Raw genomic sequence first — 13,696 nt, 5'->3', positions numbered from 1 at the left:
AGTCAGGTCTTCTTGATCCGGTCGTAGGCGGCCAAAGCCCTTTTGCGGCTATCCTTGAGATCGACAATCGGAGCCGCGGTTGCCTCGACTTCCCCAGCGCTCGGTTCGTGCAAATCCCGATCAGATTCTTCCGCCAGTTCCGGACACCATCGCCGGACGTAGTGGCCCTGCGGGTCGAATTTCTGACCTTGCAGGACGGGGTTGAAGACCCGGAAGTACGGTGCGGCATCGGCGCCGCAGCCGGCCGTCCACTGCCAGCCGGCCGTGTTGTTGGCCAGGTCGGCATCGACCAGGGTCTCCCAGAACCACCGTGCGCCCTCGGTCCAGGGAATGAGCAGGTTCTTGGTCAGGAAGGAGGCGACGATCATGCGCACGCGGTTGTGCATCCAGCCGGTTTGCCACAGCTCGCGCATGCCTGCATCCACCATGGGAACGCCGGTCCGCCCCCGCTGCCAGGCGGTCAGATCATCGGCGTAGTCGATCTTTTCTCGCCAGGGGAACGCTTCGAACTGCGCTTTCAGAGGACGATCGGGCAGAGCCGGATGGTGGAACAGCAGATGCGCGGAAAACTCGCGCCAGGCGATCTCGCGCAGAAACGACCAGCGGCCCTGCCCGACCGGCAGCTGCCCCGATTCATCCAGGGCGCGAACCACCTGGCCCGGCGACACCTCGCCGAAGTGCAGGTGCGGCGACAGGCGCGATGTACCATGGCAGCCTGGTCGATCCCGATCCTTCTCGTAGGACGCGACCGCCTCGGCGACGAAAGTATCCAGACGCCGCCGGGCCGGCAGTTCACCAGGCTCCCAGCGCCGGGAAAAATCTTTCGCCCAGTTGTCTTCTGCCGGCAGCTTCAAGTCTGCAACCGGCATGCTGGCGGGCCAGCGCGCCGGTGGCGGAAGGGTTCGCGGTTCCGCAAACGCGCCGGGCGCCGACCAGCGTTTTTGCATCTGTTTCCAGAACGGCGTGAAAACAAGGTAGGGGCTTTCGTCGGGCTTGAGGATTTCCCAGGGCTCGAACAGCAGCGCCCCCGCGCAACTAACGGCCCGCATGCCGGCCGCGCGAAGGTTGGCTTTCAGCGTCCGATCGCGCTCGACGAAAGCCGGTTCGTAAAGCCGGTTCCAGTAGACCGCACCGGCACCGGTCACCCGACGAATGCGTTCCAGCTCGGTGGCGGTATCGCCGCTGGCGATGATCAGCCGGCTGTCGCGCTGCCCGAGCCGCTGGTCAAGATGACAGAGCGCGTGATGCAGCCACCATCTGCTGGCCGCGCCCGGCGCCCAGGCGCCCTCGGCATCGGGATCCCAGACAAAAACCGGTACGACTCGATCGTGTTCCTTGCGGGCCCGATCCAGGGCAGCGTTGTCGGCCAGGCGCAGATCGCGTCGGAACCAGACGATCGCGGTCGAGGTCATGTCGCCAGCCTCAGGAGCCTGTCCGCCGTTCCTGGCGCACGGCGTCTGCGCGCCGGGCCTCGAGCTCTTCCAGGTAGCCGTCGGCCAAGCCGGTGACGTAGCGGCCGCTGAAACACGAGCTGTCGAATCCGGCCAGACGACGATTCTTGCCCCGCACCGCCTTTTCCAGGTCGGGCAGTTCCTGGTAGATCAGGCGATCGGCGCCGATTCGCTCACGGATTTCACTTTCGCTTCGGCCGGCAGCAACCAGCTCGCTGGCAGCGGGCATGTCGATACCGTAAACATTGGGATAGCGCACCGGCGGCGACGCCGAGGCCAGGTAAACCTTACGCGCACCCGCCTCGCGCGCCATCTGGATGATCTGGCGCGAAGTCGTGCCGCGCACGATCGAGTCGTCGACCAGCAGCACATTCTTGTTGCGGAACTCCAGCGAAATCGTGTTGAGCTTGCGGCGCACCGAGCGCGCCCGCTCTTCCTGACCGGGCATGATGAACGTCCGCCCGATGTAGCGGTTCTTGATCAGGCCTTCGCGGTACTTCACGCCCAGCATCTGCGACAGCGGCAGGCAGGCCGTGCGGCTGGTATCCGGCACCGGAATGACAGCATCGATGTCGTGGTCGGGCCACTCGCGCAGGATCTTCTCTGCCAGCGCTTCTCCCATGCGCAGGCGGGCCTTGTAGATCGACAGGTCATCAATCATGGAGTCCGGACGGGCAAAGTACACGTATTCGAACAGGCAGGGCGTATGCGGACGAGCCTGGTCGCTGACGTGGCGATGCAGTTCACCGTCCAGGGTGATCAGCGCGCTCTCACCCGGGGCCAGATCGGAAATCAGATCGAAACCCAGCAGGTCCAGCACCACCGACTCCGAGGCCATGATGTACTCGCGGCCATCGCGGGACTCGCGCTGCCCGAGGACGATGGGGCGAATACCGTGGGGGTCACGAAAGCCAAGCAGGCCGACCCCGGCGATCAGGGCCACGGTGGCGTAACCGCCCCGGCACCGCCTGTGGACCCCGTCAACGGCGCTGAACACGCGCTCCGGCGTGATCCTGGCGCTACCGTGGGCGGCGACCTCATGGGCCAGGATATTGAGCAGAACCTCCGAGTCCGACTCGGTATTGATATGACGACGATCGCGGGCAAACAGCTCGGCGCTGAGCTCTTCGGAGTTGATCAGGTTGCCGTTGTGACCCAGCGCGATACCGCACGGGGCGTTGACGTACATCGGCTGGGTCTCGTCCGGCCGGTCGCAGCCAGCAGTCGGATAGCGGACGTGGCCGATGCCGATCTCTCCGGTCAGACCCGCCACAGAGCGCTCGCTGAACACGTCGCGAACCAGCCCGATGCCGCGCGCCGAGCGCATCCGGTTGCCGTCCAGGGTCGTCATCCCGGCCGCGTCCTGACCCCGATGCTGAAGAATGGTCATGGCGTCATACAGACGCGCCGCAACCTCGGTTCGACCAAAAATTCCCGCGATTCCACACATGGTTCAGATTTCCTCGGACCCGGACTCCGACGGCACGTGTTCCTGCACCGTTTCCGGGAAATAACGAACCGCTACGACCGCGAGGCGCTCGAATTCAGGCAGCAGCCGGGACTCGCGCCACCACGGATCCTCGGGAAACGGCGTGAAGCGCGCGATGATGACGGCTACCAGCACGATCGCCGCGCCGCGCAGCGCCCCGAAGAGCGCGCCAACCAGCCGGTCTGTGCCGCTCAGGCCTGTTCCGGCAACCAGCTTGCCCAGGAGATAAGTGACCAGACCGCCGACGATCAGCACCAGTACGAACACGCCGATAAAGGCGACCATCACTCTTACCGAGGGCATCTCGATCCAGGGTGTCAGGCGCTCGGCAAAGGGCTTGGCGGCCAAAAGCCCTGCATACACTGCCAGAAACCAGACCACCAGCGAGAACGCCTCGCGGACAAAACCCCGGAAAAGGCTGACCAGCATCGAGATCCCGCAGATGGCCAGGATCACAAGATCGGCGGTACTCATGGCAATCGCGTCACGGGTGGCTGACCACCAGGCCTTCCAGCCCGGCCTGCTCGCGCAGCGTGCGCTGCAGGGCGGACGCCTCTTCACGCGTGGCCACGGTGCCGACACGCACCCGCCAGATCGACCGGGAGCCGGTTTCATCGGCGTGGATGAAAGCATCAAAACCGCGATCAAGCAGCTGGTTCATCTGGCGGTCGGCGTTGGACTCCTCGGCGAAGGAACCCACCTGGACGGCAAAACCGGAGCGCGCCGGCGATGGCGACGCTTCATCGCCAGCACCGGGTATTTCTCGCACCAGCGGCTCGACGCCCGCAACGGTCGCAGCGATCTGTGCCCTGGCGCGATCGGCCGCTTCGCGGTCTGCATAAGGCCCGGTCGATACCCGGTGCAGACGGGTCTCGCCGCGCACCAACAGGTCGGTGTTTGCCGCGTGTCCCAGCTGCTCCAGCTGCGAGGTGATGCGCTCGGCCGTTGCTGCTGAACCAAAGCTGGCCACCTGGACCTGCCAGCTGCCGGCCGGCGCCGCGCTTTCCTGAGGCCCGGGCGTCGTTTCCGGCGTCGGTTGGGGAGTCGGTTCGGGCGTTTCTGGCGCCGGTTCCGGTTCCGGCTCGGGGTCAAGCTCCGCTTCAGGCTCAGATTCTGGTTCGGGTTGTGGCATTGGTACGGGCGGCTCGGTGACCGGCGCCGCCGACTCGGCCGGCGACTCGTACGCTGCAGGCTCCTGCGAATCGATCTCTTCCGGCTCAGCCACCGGCTGGCTGTCAGCAGGCTCTGCTTGACGCGGCTCGGAGGCCGCCCCGGGGTCAAGCGGAAGCCTGCGCACCTCGCGACGATCGGCCGGCGGTGGCGGCAGGTCGATGGAGGCGTCACGCGGCCCCTCGCGCCGATCGGATCCGTCAAACAGCATGGGCACGAAAATCACGGCCAGGGCAATGAGAATGGCCGCGCCAACGAGTCTTTGCTTGAGCACCTTGTCCATCTGCTGTCAATTCCGTTGCTGGATCATCGGCCAGGCTTCCGCCACGGTCCGAAACGAGCCGAAGATCACAACGCGACCCTCCGGCGGTGTTGCGGCCAGCGCGATCTTCAGCGCCTCGCCAACAGATTCTACCGTTTCGACCGCGCTCCCGACAGGCGCATGTCGCAAAGCATCGGCGACTTCGCCCGAATCGCGGGTCCGGTCACCGCGCAGGGCGGGCACCAGCCAGCGCTCGAAATCGCCCGCAAGCGTTTTACCGATGGCAGGTATATCCTTTCCAGCCAGGGCGTTGAAGACTGCCGTGGTCGTCTTCGATTCCGCGCTTAGCGCGGCCGAAAGCACACGCGCGGCCTGCGCGTTGTGGGCGACGTCGAGCCAGATCTCGGGCTGACCCGGGATGCACTGCAGGCGACCGGCCAGCTGCACCGCCTGTAGACCCTGGCAAAGTGCGCGGTCGGAAACCGGCAGGCGAGCGGCCAGCGCGCGCGCCGCCATGACCGCGCAGGCGGCGTTGCCCCACTGATGCGCGCCGGCCAGCGCCGGCGGCGGCAAATCCAGCACCGCTTCACCTGCGCTCAGCCGAAGCGATCGACCGGCCCGTCGCCAGCGAAAATCTCGCCCGGCCAGCCACAGTTCGGCGCCGCTGGCGTCCAGATCCGACACCCAGCCGCGCGGCGGCCGCCGCTCGCCGACGATGAGCGGTTTTCCGGGACGCGCGATTCCGGCCTTCTCAGCCGCAATCGAGCGCCGGGTTCCGCCCAGCCATTCGACGTGATCGAGACCGATGGAGGTAATCACGGAAACGTCCGGATCGATCGCGTTAACCGCGTCCAGCCGCCCCCCCAGACCGACTTCCAGCAAAACCACGTCCGGTCGGACCGAGGCGGCCACGACCAGCGCCGCCAGGGTCACGTGCTCGAAATAGGTCAGCTCGGTTGATTGGCGATAACGTTCGACCCTGGCGAGAGCCTCGGCCACGGCTGCCGGATCGGTCGGCTGGGCATTGACCCGGATCCGCTCGCCAAAATGCAAAAGGTGGGGAGAGGTATAGGCGAAGGTTCGGTAGCCCGCCGCGCAGTAGATGGCCTCGAGCATGGCCACGACCGAGCCCTTGCCGTTGGTGCCGGCCACCGTGATCACCGGGCACCTCGGACGGCGTTCCGGCAAAGCGTTCAGTACGGCCCGCACCCGATCCAGTCCCAAACGAATTTGCGACTCGGGCGTCCGGCGTTCCAGCCGATCCAGCCAGGCCTGCAGAGGCTCAGTCAAGCAGCCGCTCTACCCGGTGGGTTCCGGCTCGCCGGCATCGTCGTCGGGCGCCAGGAGCTCGCCTTCCTGCACGGGTGGTGGGCGATTGCCCAGCAACAGTGAAAGCAGCCGGTGAATTCGCTGGCGCAGCTCACGGCGATCGACAATCTGGTCAATGGCTCCCTTGCCCAGCAGGAACTCGCTGCGCTGAAAACCTGGCGGCAGTTTTTCGCGCACGGTCTGCTCGATGACCCGGGGCCCGGCAAAACCGATCAATGCGTTGGGTTCGGCCAGGTTGATGTCGCCGAGCATGCCCAGGCTGGCCGAGACGCCACCGGTGGTGGGGTGGGTCAGCACGGAAATATACGGCAGTCGCTGCTCACCCATACGCGCCAGGGCGGCCGCCGTTTTCGACATCTGCAGCAGGGAATACAGGCCTTCCTGCATGCGCGCGCCGCCGGATGCGGAAAAACACACCAGCGGCAGGTCGTTGGCAAGACAGGCATTGACACCGCACACGAAGCGCTCGCCCACGACCGAACCCATGGACCCACCCATGAAGCGGAAATCGAACGCGCAGGCGACCAGGTCCAGATCCAGCAAGCGACCCCGCATCACCACCAGCGCATCCTTTTCGCCGGTCGCCTTCTGGGTCGCCGCAAGACGATCCCGGTACTTGCGCGTATCGCGGAATTTCAGCGCGTCAACCGGGGCCAGGCCCGTTCCCAGTTCAGCGCCGGAATCTTCGTCCAGGAAGGCCAGCAAACGGGCCCGGCCGGTCAGCGTCATGTGATGATTGCATTTGGGGCAGACGTGCAGATTGCGTTCAAGTTCCGGCTGATAGAGCACGCCGTCGCAGGCCTTGCATTTGGTCCACAACCCGTCGGGCACCCTGCGGCTGCTGCCGCCCTCGGTGCGAATCCGGCCGGGCATCAATTTCTGGAACCAGCTCATCTCAGGCATTGACCGCGGTTTCGTCGAGGGCGGTGGCGGCATCCATGGCCGCGCGTACCGCACCCAGGAATTGCTGCGTGACCCGAACGGCATCGGCCGCAGAACAACAGCGGTCCAGCCGGTCCACCAACGCCGAGCCAATCACTACGCCGTTGGCGCAGCGGGCCACTGCAGCCGCCTGCTCCGGCTCCCGAATACCGAACCCGACGGCCACCGGCAGATCCATGGCTTCGCGAATTCGGCCGACCGCCGGGGCCAGGCTGTCCAGATCCAGGCTTGCCGCGCCGGTCACGCCCTTGATCGAGACGTAGTACACGAACCCGCCGGCGAGCGTGGCGGTGCGCTCCAGCCTGCGAGCCGTGGTCGTCGGCGCGACGAGAAAAATCTGGTGCAGTTCGTGCTCGGCCAGATCAGACCTGAGCTCTTCGGCCTCGTCGGCCGGACAATCGACGATCAGCAGCGCGTCAACACCGGCTTCGGCCGCTTCGGCGGCAAACCGGGCCGATCCGCGTCGCTCGATCGGATTGGTGTAGCCCATCAGGACGATGGGGGTTTTTGCATCTTGCTGGCGAAAGGTCGCCACCATCTCAAGCACCCGGTCCAGGTTCATGCCCTGCTCCAGCGCGCGGGCACAGGCGTTTTGAATTACCGGGCCGTCGGCCATGACATCGGAAAACGGCATGCCCAGTTCAAGCAGGTCCGCGCCCGCGGCCACGGCCGCGTGCAGAATATCCACGCTCGCTTCTGGGCTGGGATGACCGGCGGTGACGTAGGGAATCAGAGCCGTCCGGCCGCTGTCCGCAAGCTCTCGAAAACGCTGATCGATACGATTGGCTGAATTCAAAACTCGATTCCTTCGATTTCGGCCACGGTGTTGATGTCCTTGTCGCCGCGCCCGGACAGGTTGATCAGGATCAGTTCGTCACGCGGCCGCTCGGCGGCCAGCCGCATGCCGTATGCAACTGCATGGGCTGTCTCCAGAGCCGGCATGATGCCCTCGCTGCGGGTCAGGGCATGGAACGCCTTCATCGCCTCGCGGTCATCGATCCCGACGTACTGCGCTCGACCCGTGTCCTTGAGCCAGGCGTGCTCCGGACCGACGCCGGGGTAGTCCAGGCCGGCGGAGACCGAATGGGTCTCGCGAATCTGCCCGGCATCATCGTCGAGCAGGTAGGTTCGGCTGCCGTGCAGAACCCCGACCCGACCGGCGCACAGGCTGGCGGCGTGATCCAGCCCCACCAGCCCTCTTCCCGCCGCCTCGACGCCGTACATGGCCACCTGGCAGTCGTTGACAAAGGGATGGAACAGACCGATCGCATTCGATCCGCCGCCGACGCAGGCAACCAGCGCATCGGGCAAGCGACCGTACTCGGCGAGCATCTGGGCGCGCGCCTCGCGACCGACCACGGCATTGAAATCTCGCACCATCGCCGGGTACGGATGTGGACCGGCCACCGTACCGAGAATGTAAAAGGTGTCGTCGACGTTGGTGACCCAGTCGCGCATGGCCTCGTTGAGCGCATCTTTGAGCGTGCGCGAGCCGGCCTCCACGCTCACGACCTCAGCGCCCAGCAGCTTCATGCGAAACACGTTGACCGACTGCCGGCGCACGTCTTCGGCACCCATGTAGACCACACACTGCATGCCCAACCGGGCCGCTACGGTGGCCGAGGCAACGCCGTGCTGACCGGCCCCGGTCTCGGCAATCACACGCCGCTTGCCCATCGCCCGCGCCAGCAGTCCCTGCCCGACCGTATTGTTGATCTTGTGGGCGCCGGTGTGGTTAAGGTCTTCGCGCTTGAGCAGAATGCGCGCCCCGCCGACCTGCCGGGTCAGGTTTTCGGCGAAATACAGCGGCGAGGGTCGACCGACGAAATGGGTCAGATCGCGGTCCAGCTCGGCCAGAAAATCCGGATCCTTGAGGTGATGGCGCCAGGCCTCGTCAAGTTCTTCCAGCGCCGGCATCAGCGTTTCGGATACGAATTTACCGCCAAAAATCCCGAAATGCCCCGAATCATCGGGCACCTGGGTTTCCGGAGACGTTCGCTGCAGAGCTTCAAGCATGTCTGACTGCCTTGATGAATTCATTCATCGCTGTATGATCCTTGATTCCGGGCCCAATCTCCACCCCGCTGGATACATCCACTGCATCGGGCCGCAGGCGGCGACAAGCCTCGCCGACATTGCCGGGATTCAGGCCGCCGGCCAGGATCCACGGTTGCCCGAGGGCAGGCACCCGCTCCCAGTCAAACGTCTTTCCCGACCCACCCAGCTTGCCTCCGCCGTGTGAATCCAGCAGCAAGGCGTCGGCAGCGGCGAAAGACTGCCAGTCCGGCGCCTCGTCGCCGCCCATGGCCACCGCCTTGAACCAGGGACGGCCGAAGCTCAGGCAGTACTGCGATGACTCGCTGCCGTGAAACTGCAGGCAGTCAAGCGGTACCTGTCGCAAAACTTCTTCGACCTGCGCCGGCGGGGCGTCCACGAACAGTCCCACCCGCGTAACGAACGGTGGCAGCGCCCGGCAGATGGCCCGGGCCTGTTCGAGACTCACGCAGCGCCGACTCGCCTGCACGAACACCAGGCCGATCGCGTCGGCGCCGGCGGCCGCGGCGGCCACCGCGTCTTCGGGTGAGGTGATGCCGCAAATCTTGACTCGGGTCATGAAGAAAAACCGATTTCCTCGTGGGTCGGCAACTTGGGAAAATCCGGGTAGCTGGGGGCAACGAAATAAAGTCCGGCGGCCGGTGCGGTAATGCCGGCCGCGGTGCGGTCACAGGCATCAAGCAGTTCGCCAATCCATCCCGCGGGTTGCTGTCGACGACCCACGGCGATCAGCGAGCCCGCGACGTTCCGAACCATATGGTAAACGAAGGCATTGGCCTCGATGTCGAACCACAGCTCCGAACCATGCCGGACCACGCTGGCCGAGTACACGCTGCGAACCGGCGAGCGGGCCTGACATCCCACGGCTCGGAAACTGGAAAAATCGTGTTCCCCTTGCAGCAAGCCGGCCGCCTCGTCCATGGCCGCGGCGTCCAGAGGATGCCGAACCCAGGCCACCCGGCAGCGATCGATCGCCGGGCGCACCCATCGGTTGAGAATGCGATAGCGGTAGCGCCTGCGCCGCGCCGAAAAACGCGCGTGGAAATCATCTGGCACGGGCCGCACCCAAAGGACTGAAATACCATCGGGCAGGTGGCTGTTGGTGCCCAGCACCCAGGAACGCTCGTCGCGTTCGGCCCGGGTGTCGAAATGCACAACCTGGCAGTGCGCGTGTACCCCGGTATCGGTGCGACCAGCACAATGGACCTGGAGCGGGTGGTTGGCGACCTGGCTCAGCGCATGCTCCAGGCAGGCCTGCACAGTCGGGGACTGGCGCTGGCGCTGCCAGCCGAAAAACCCGCTGCCGTCATATTCCACACCGGCAGCCAACCGCATGTGCTTATTGGAGCGAGTCCAGCAATTTTTGCGCCTGCTCCTGATGGACCGGTGAACCGTCGCTGATGATCTCTTCGAGCAACGTGCGCGCCGAATCCGGGTCTTCCATCGAAATATAGGCCCGTGCCAGATCCAGCTTGACCTCCGCGTCCTCGTCGCCAAGGACAGCGGGCGGCTCGGCGGGCTCGGAAGGCTCTTCGCCGGCCGCAGCATCGGCTTGCGCCTCGACTCTGTCCTCGTCCGCTGCATCAGCCGCCTCGTCGTCCTCTTCCAGGGCAAACCCGTCGAGGTTTTCGGCCTCTGTCGGAGATGCCGTGGGTTCCGGAGCACTGCCGACGGGGCTGGATTCCAGGCTGCTGTCTTCCAAGCGTTCAGAAGCCTCCGCCTCGGTGGGGGAGGCATCGTCTTGAACTGTCCACTCGAAAGTCGATTCCGGTTCGGGTTCTACCTCCGCGTCGGCCCCGCCAGAGGTGGCATCCGACGGCTCCTTCCCGCTCGGCTCGCCCTCCTCGTCAAGCTCGGTCTCCGGGAGATCGAAATCCAGCGTCAGCGGGCCGGCTTCTTCCTGTTCGGGAGCTTCGGTGGGCATGCCAGCCGGATCGTCGGCGGTAAACAGCGTTTCGACTTCCTCGTCTTCCAGCGCCACTGACTCGGACCCGCTCGGCGAGGACTCGGGTCGGTCCCTTTCCTCTGGATCAAGGCGATTGGACAGGCGCGCCAGATCCGGCGTCTCATCGTCTTCCGCCTCCTCATCGCGGCGGCCGCCCCAGTCATCTCCGGACGCGGCCTCCGTTTTTGCGGGCGCTGGCTCAGCCGCTTCGTCGTCCTCATCCTGGCGGCTGAGAATACCCATCAATGCCGCTGCTTGTGCGCCCTGGTCGTCGTCGGCCCGATCAGACGAATCCGGTGTCGTTTCGGCCTCCGGCCCGACCGGCGAGGCGGCTGCAGCTGATGTCTCGGATTTGTCCGCCGCGGCTGCATCGCCCTGCTCTTCAAGCGCCTGCGCCTCATCGGACCGTCCTGCCCGTCTTCGGACAAGCACAAACAGCACGATCAGCAACAGAACGAGGCCAACCGCAACCAGCGGCCACAGCCAGCGCTCGAAAAAGGATGCCGGCGCGGTCGCCAGCGGCCCTGGCGCCACGGCTGCCGGAGGCTCCACGGGTGGCTGGACCGCCTGGGCGGCACGCTGCTCCGCCTCGCGCGCTTCACGCGCCTCACGCGCCTCACGCAGCTGCTCTTCCAGCGTTGCCAGGTCTTCGCTGGCAACCATCATGCCGCCGGCATCGGCCGAATCGATGCCCTGGCGGATCTGATCGACCAGCGCGTCGGTTTCCGCGCTTTGCAGACCCTCTACCTCGATTTCCGTCTCCAGTTCGGAAAGCTGCCCGCTCAGGCGCTGACGCTCGACATCAATCGCCGCCGTCTCGGCAACCAGGTCCTCTTCCGGTGGAGCCAGCTCCAGGCGCGGCTGCGATTCGGGCTCGGCTTCGAGGGTTTCTTCCGATTCAGCGACCTCAGGCACGGCGGATTCCGGCTCGGTGGGCGCCGAATCGGCCTCGGGGGCACTCGGCTCCGGCGCAACCTCCTCGACCGGTTCGGGCGACTCTGCAACCGGGGGCGTTTGTCCGGCCTCCCAGGCCTGGATCTGTTCACGAAAACGCCGTGCCGCTTCGGCGGCCGGGATCGCCCGCGCATCTTCGGCGCCCGGCAGGTTCAGCCGCGCACCCCGGCGCAGCCTGTTGACGTTGCTACCGATAAAAGCCTCGGGATTGCGGTCAAAGATGGCCAGCATGGCCTGATTCATGCTCACGCTCGCATCCGGTCGCCAGTCGGCCGCGATTGACCAGAGCGTGTCTCCGCGCTCGACGACCACCGCAGAACCTGCCGCTTCCTGCGCTTCGGAGGGCGCTGGCGCCTGTGGCTGCGGCTCGATTTGCGGTTCCGGCTCCGGCTCCGACAGGGGCTCGCCGTCGGCAACAGATGGTGGCGCCGACGCTGGATCCGATGGCGCCTCGGCCTGCGCCGGCTGCCGATCTTCCGAGCGGCGGATCGGCGGAGCAACCGGAACGGCCGGGGGATCGATAAACAGGGTGTATTCGCGCAGCATGCGTCCGCTGTCCCAGCGTGCGTTGATCAGCACCTGGACGAACGGGTCGGTTACCGGTCGACTGGAGCGCAGGCGAATGACCGGCGGGTCCGCACTGAGGTCAAGAGTGGCGCTCAAATCAAGGGCCAGCGCCTCGGAGGGCACCCCCAGGCGGGCATGGTCTTCCGAAGAAGCCACCGAGACTTTCAGCGAATCCAGGCTGGTATCGCCGGCCTGCACCAGCGCGATGCGCACGTCGAGACTCTGTCCCAGGAACGACTCCACTCGGCCCTCTCCCAGCCCGAGACTGGCAACCGCCGTCTGGCAGAGGAAAAGGGTGGCGACCAGCAGGACGGGGGCGCTCCGATTTGCGGTGGCAATGCTCATGGTGCGTTAACCCTCGTCTGCAGACCAGCCTCGAATAGCTCCGAGTATAGCAATCCTGCCAATGCCGGCGCAGAGCAAGCTGCGCTGTGCTTCACGGCCGATTCAGGACCGCCCGGCGAGGTACTCGGCAATCTGAACTGCGTTCAGCGCGGCGCCCTTGCGCACGTTGTCGGCCACCACCCACAGATCCAGGCCCTGCGGATGCGACAGGTCGCGCCGAACGCGTCCGACGAAAACCCCGTTCTTCCCGGCCGCGTGGGTCAGTGGTGTGATCCGTTCAGGCACGTCGGCCAGCTGCAGGCCCGGCGCGTCGGCCAGGATCTGGCGCACCTCATCGAGCTTAAAGGGATCGCGCGTTTCCAGGTGCACGGCCTCACCGTGGCCGACGAAGACCGGCACCCGCACGGCGGTGGCGTTGACCGCGATGTCGGCGTCATCGAAGATGCGGCGGGTCTCGTTGTGCATCTTCATTTCTTCTTTGGTGTAGCCATTGTCTTCGATGACGTCGATTTCGGCGATCACGTTGAAAGCGATCGGCGCCGCGAAGGCCTTGGGCTCGGGGTCGCGAAAATTGAAACGATCCGCGCTCTGCCGACCGAGCTCTTCCATGGCGCTTTTGCCGGCCCCGGAAACCGACTGATAGGTTGCGACATTGATCCGGCGAATGCCGTAGCGGCGGTAAATGGGCGCCACGGCGACCAGCATCTGGATGGTCGAGCAGTTGGGATTGGCGATGATGCCGCCGCCGGAGAAATCATCCAGCACCGCGCCGTTGACCTCAGGCACCACCAAGGGCACGGCCGGATCGAGGCGAAAATGCGAGGTGTTGTCGATGACCGTGCAGCCGGCTTTGGCCGCGCGCGGGGCATGCTCGGCCGACACCGAACCGCCGGCCGAAAACAGCGCGAAGTCCCAGCCGGAAAAATCGAACGTCGCCAGGTCGTCGACGATCAGTGACTTGCGACCGAAGCTGACCTCCCGACCCACCGACCGACTGCTGGCCAGCGCCGCGATCTCGCTGATCGGAAATTTGCGCTCGGCCAGAATCTCGAGCATGGTTTCGCCGACCGCGCCGGTGGCGCCAACCACGGCAACGCGATAGCCGTCTTTGCGGGATGTCATAGCAGTTCCTTAAAGCGTCGTGTTGAAACAGAGCCAAAGCGATCGTCAAGCTCAATGAGATTAAC

General features: G+C 65.5%; 12 protein-coding genes. All 12 read right to left on the bottom strand.

What is annotated here, in order from left to right:
• Positions 1-2: 2 nt before the first annotated feature.
• Positions 3-1,412 carry a cryptochrome/photolyase family protein gene (locus G3I74_RS13385; RefSeq protein WP_164212101.1) on the bottom strand — a complete coding sequence of 470 codons (1,410 nt, stop codon included), beginning with the start codon at positions 1,410-1,412 and terminating at the stop codon, positions 3-5.
• Between the two features lie 10 nt (positions 1,413-1,422).
• Entirely contained in the window at positions 1,423-2,901 is a 1,479-nt protein-coding gene (gene purF, locus G3I74_RS13380) for an amidophosphoribosyltransferase (RefSeq protein WP_164212100.1), read from the bottom strand.
• A 3-nt stretch (positions 2,902-2,904) separates the two neighbouring features.
• Complete coding sequence (locus G3I74_RS13375) at positions 2,905-3,414, bottom strand: CvpA family protein (protein WP_164212099.1); 510 nt, start codon at positions 3,412-3,414, stop codon at positions 2,905-2,907.
• Positions 3,415-3,424: 10 nt separating this feature from the next.
• Positions 3,425-4,393, bottom strand: coding sequence for an SPOR domain-containing protein (locus G3I74_RS13370; protein ID WP_164212098.1), 969 nt, complete (start codon positions 4,391-4,393; stop codon positions 3,425-3,427).
• A 6-nt stretch (positions 4,394-4,399) separates the two neighbouring features.
• Complete coding sequence (locus G3I74_RS13365) at positions 4,400-5,662, bottom strand: bifunctional folylpolyglutamate synthase/dihydrofolate synthase (protein ID WP_164212097.1); 1,263 nt, start codon at positions 5,660-5,662, stop codon at positions 4,400-4,402.
• 9 nt (positions 5,663-5,671) lie between these two features.
• Complete coding sequence (accD, locus tag G3I74_RS13360) at positions 5,672-6,595, bottom strand: acetyl-CoA carboxylase, carboxyltransferase subunit beta (protein WP_164212159.1); 924 nt, start codon at positions 6,593-6,595, stop codon at positions 5,672-5,674.
• A 1-nt stretch (position 6,596) separates the two neighbouring features.
• On the bottom strand, positions 6,597-7,439 hold the full coding sequence (gene trpA / locus G3I74_RS13355) for a tryptophan synthase subunit alpha (RefSeq protein ID WP_164212096.1): 843 nt from the start codon (positions 7,437-7,439) through the stop codon (positions 6,597-6,599).
• A complete protein-coding gene (gene trpB / locus G3I74_RS13350) occupies positions 7,436-8,659 on the bottom strand; it encodes a tryptophan synthase subunit beta (protein ID WP_164212095.1) in 1,224 nt (407 codons plus the stop codon). The genes trpA and trpB overlap by 4 nt, the downstream gene beginning before the upstream one ends.
• On the bottom strand, positions 8,652-9,257 hold the full coding sequence (locus tag G3I74_RS13345; protein WP_164212094.1) for a phosphoribosylanthranilate isomerase: 606 nt from the start codon (positions 9,255-9,257) through the stop codon (positions 8,652-8,654). The genes trpB and G3I74_RS13345 overlap by 8 nt, the downstream gene beginning before the upstream one ends.
• A complete protein-coding gene (gene truA, locus G3I74_RS13340) occupies positions 9,254-10,033 on the bottom strand; it encodes a tRNA pseudouridine(38-40) synthase TruA (RefSeq protein ID WP_164212093.1) in 780 nt (259 codons plus the stop codon). The genes G3I74_RS13345 and truA overlap by 4 nt, the downstream gene beginning before the upstream one ends.
• Positions 10,034-10,037: 4 nt before the next feature.
• Positions 10,038-12,509 (bottom strand): FimV/HubP family polar landmark protein, encoded by a 2,472-nt coding sequence (locus G3I74_RS13335; RefSeq protein WP_164212092.1) that lies wholly within the window; start codon positions 12,507-12,509, stop codon positions 10,038-10,040.
• 102 nt (positions 12,510-12,611) lie between these two features.
• Positions 12,612-13,631, bottom strand: a complete 1,020-nt coding sequence (locus G3I74_RS13330; RefSeq protein ID WP_164212091.1) for an aspartate-semialdehyde dehydrogenase — start codon at positions 13,629-13,631, stop codon at positions 12,612-12,614.
• Between the last annotated feature and the right edge of the window lie 65 nt (positions 13,632-13,696).

Source organism: Wenzhouxiangella limi (assembly GCF_010499265.1).
In the GTDB taxonomy this organism is placed as follows: domain Bacteria; phylum Pseudomonadota; class Gammaproteobacteria; order Xanthomonadales; family Wenzhouxiangellaceae; genus Wenzhouxiangella; species Wenzhouxiangella limi.
This window is presented reverse-complemented; position numbering and strand designations above follow the sequence as displayed.

Coding starts and splice junctions, on each gene's coding strand:
- G3I74_RS13385 (WP_164212101.1), bottom strand. CDS start 1,412: ATGACCTCGACCGCGATCGTCTGGTTCCGACGCGATCTGCGCCTGGCC.
- purF (WP_164212100.1), bottom strand. CDS start 2,901: ATGTGTGGAATCGCGGGAATTTTTGGTCGAACCGAGGTTGCGGCGCGT.
- G3I74_RS13375 (WP_164212099.1), bottom strand. CDS start 3,414: ATGAGTACCGCCGATCTTGTGATCCTGGCCATCTGCGGGATCTCGATG.
- G3I74_RS13370 (WP_164212098.1), bottom strand. CDS start 4,393: ATGGACAAGGTGCTCAAGCAAAGACTCGTTGGCGCGGCCATTCTCATT.
- accD (WP_164212159.1), bottom strand. CDS start 6,595: ATGAGCTGGTTCCAGAAATTGATGCCCGGCCGGATTCGCACCGAGGGC.
- trpB (WP_164212095.1), bottom strand. CDS start 8,659: ATGCTTGAAGCTCTGCAGCGAACGTCTCCGGAAACCCAGGTGCCCGAT.
- G3I74_RS13345 (WP_164212094.1), bottom strand. CDS start 9,257: ATGACCCGAGTCAAGATTTGCGGCATCACCTCACCCGAAGACGCGGTG.
- truA (WP_164212093.1), bottom strand. CDS start 10,033: ATGCGGTTGGCTGCCGGTGTGGAATATGACGGCAGCGGGTTTTTCGGC.
- G3I74_RS13335 (WP_164212092.1), bottom strand. CDS start 12,509: ATGAGCATTGCCACCGCAAATCGGAGCGCCCCCGTCCTGCTGGTCGCC.
- G3I74_RS13330 (WP_164212091.1), bottom strand. CDS start 13,631: ATGACATCCCGCAAAGACGGCTATCGCGTTGCCGTGGTTGGCGCCACC.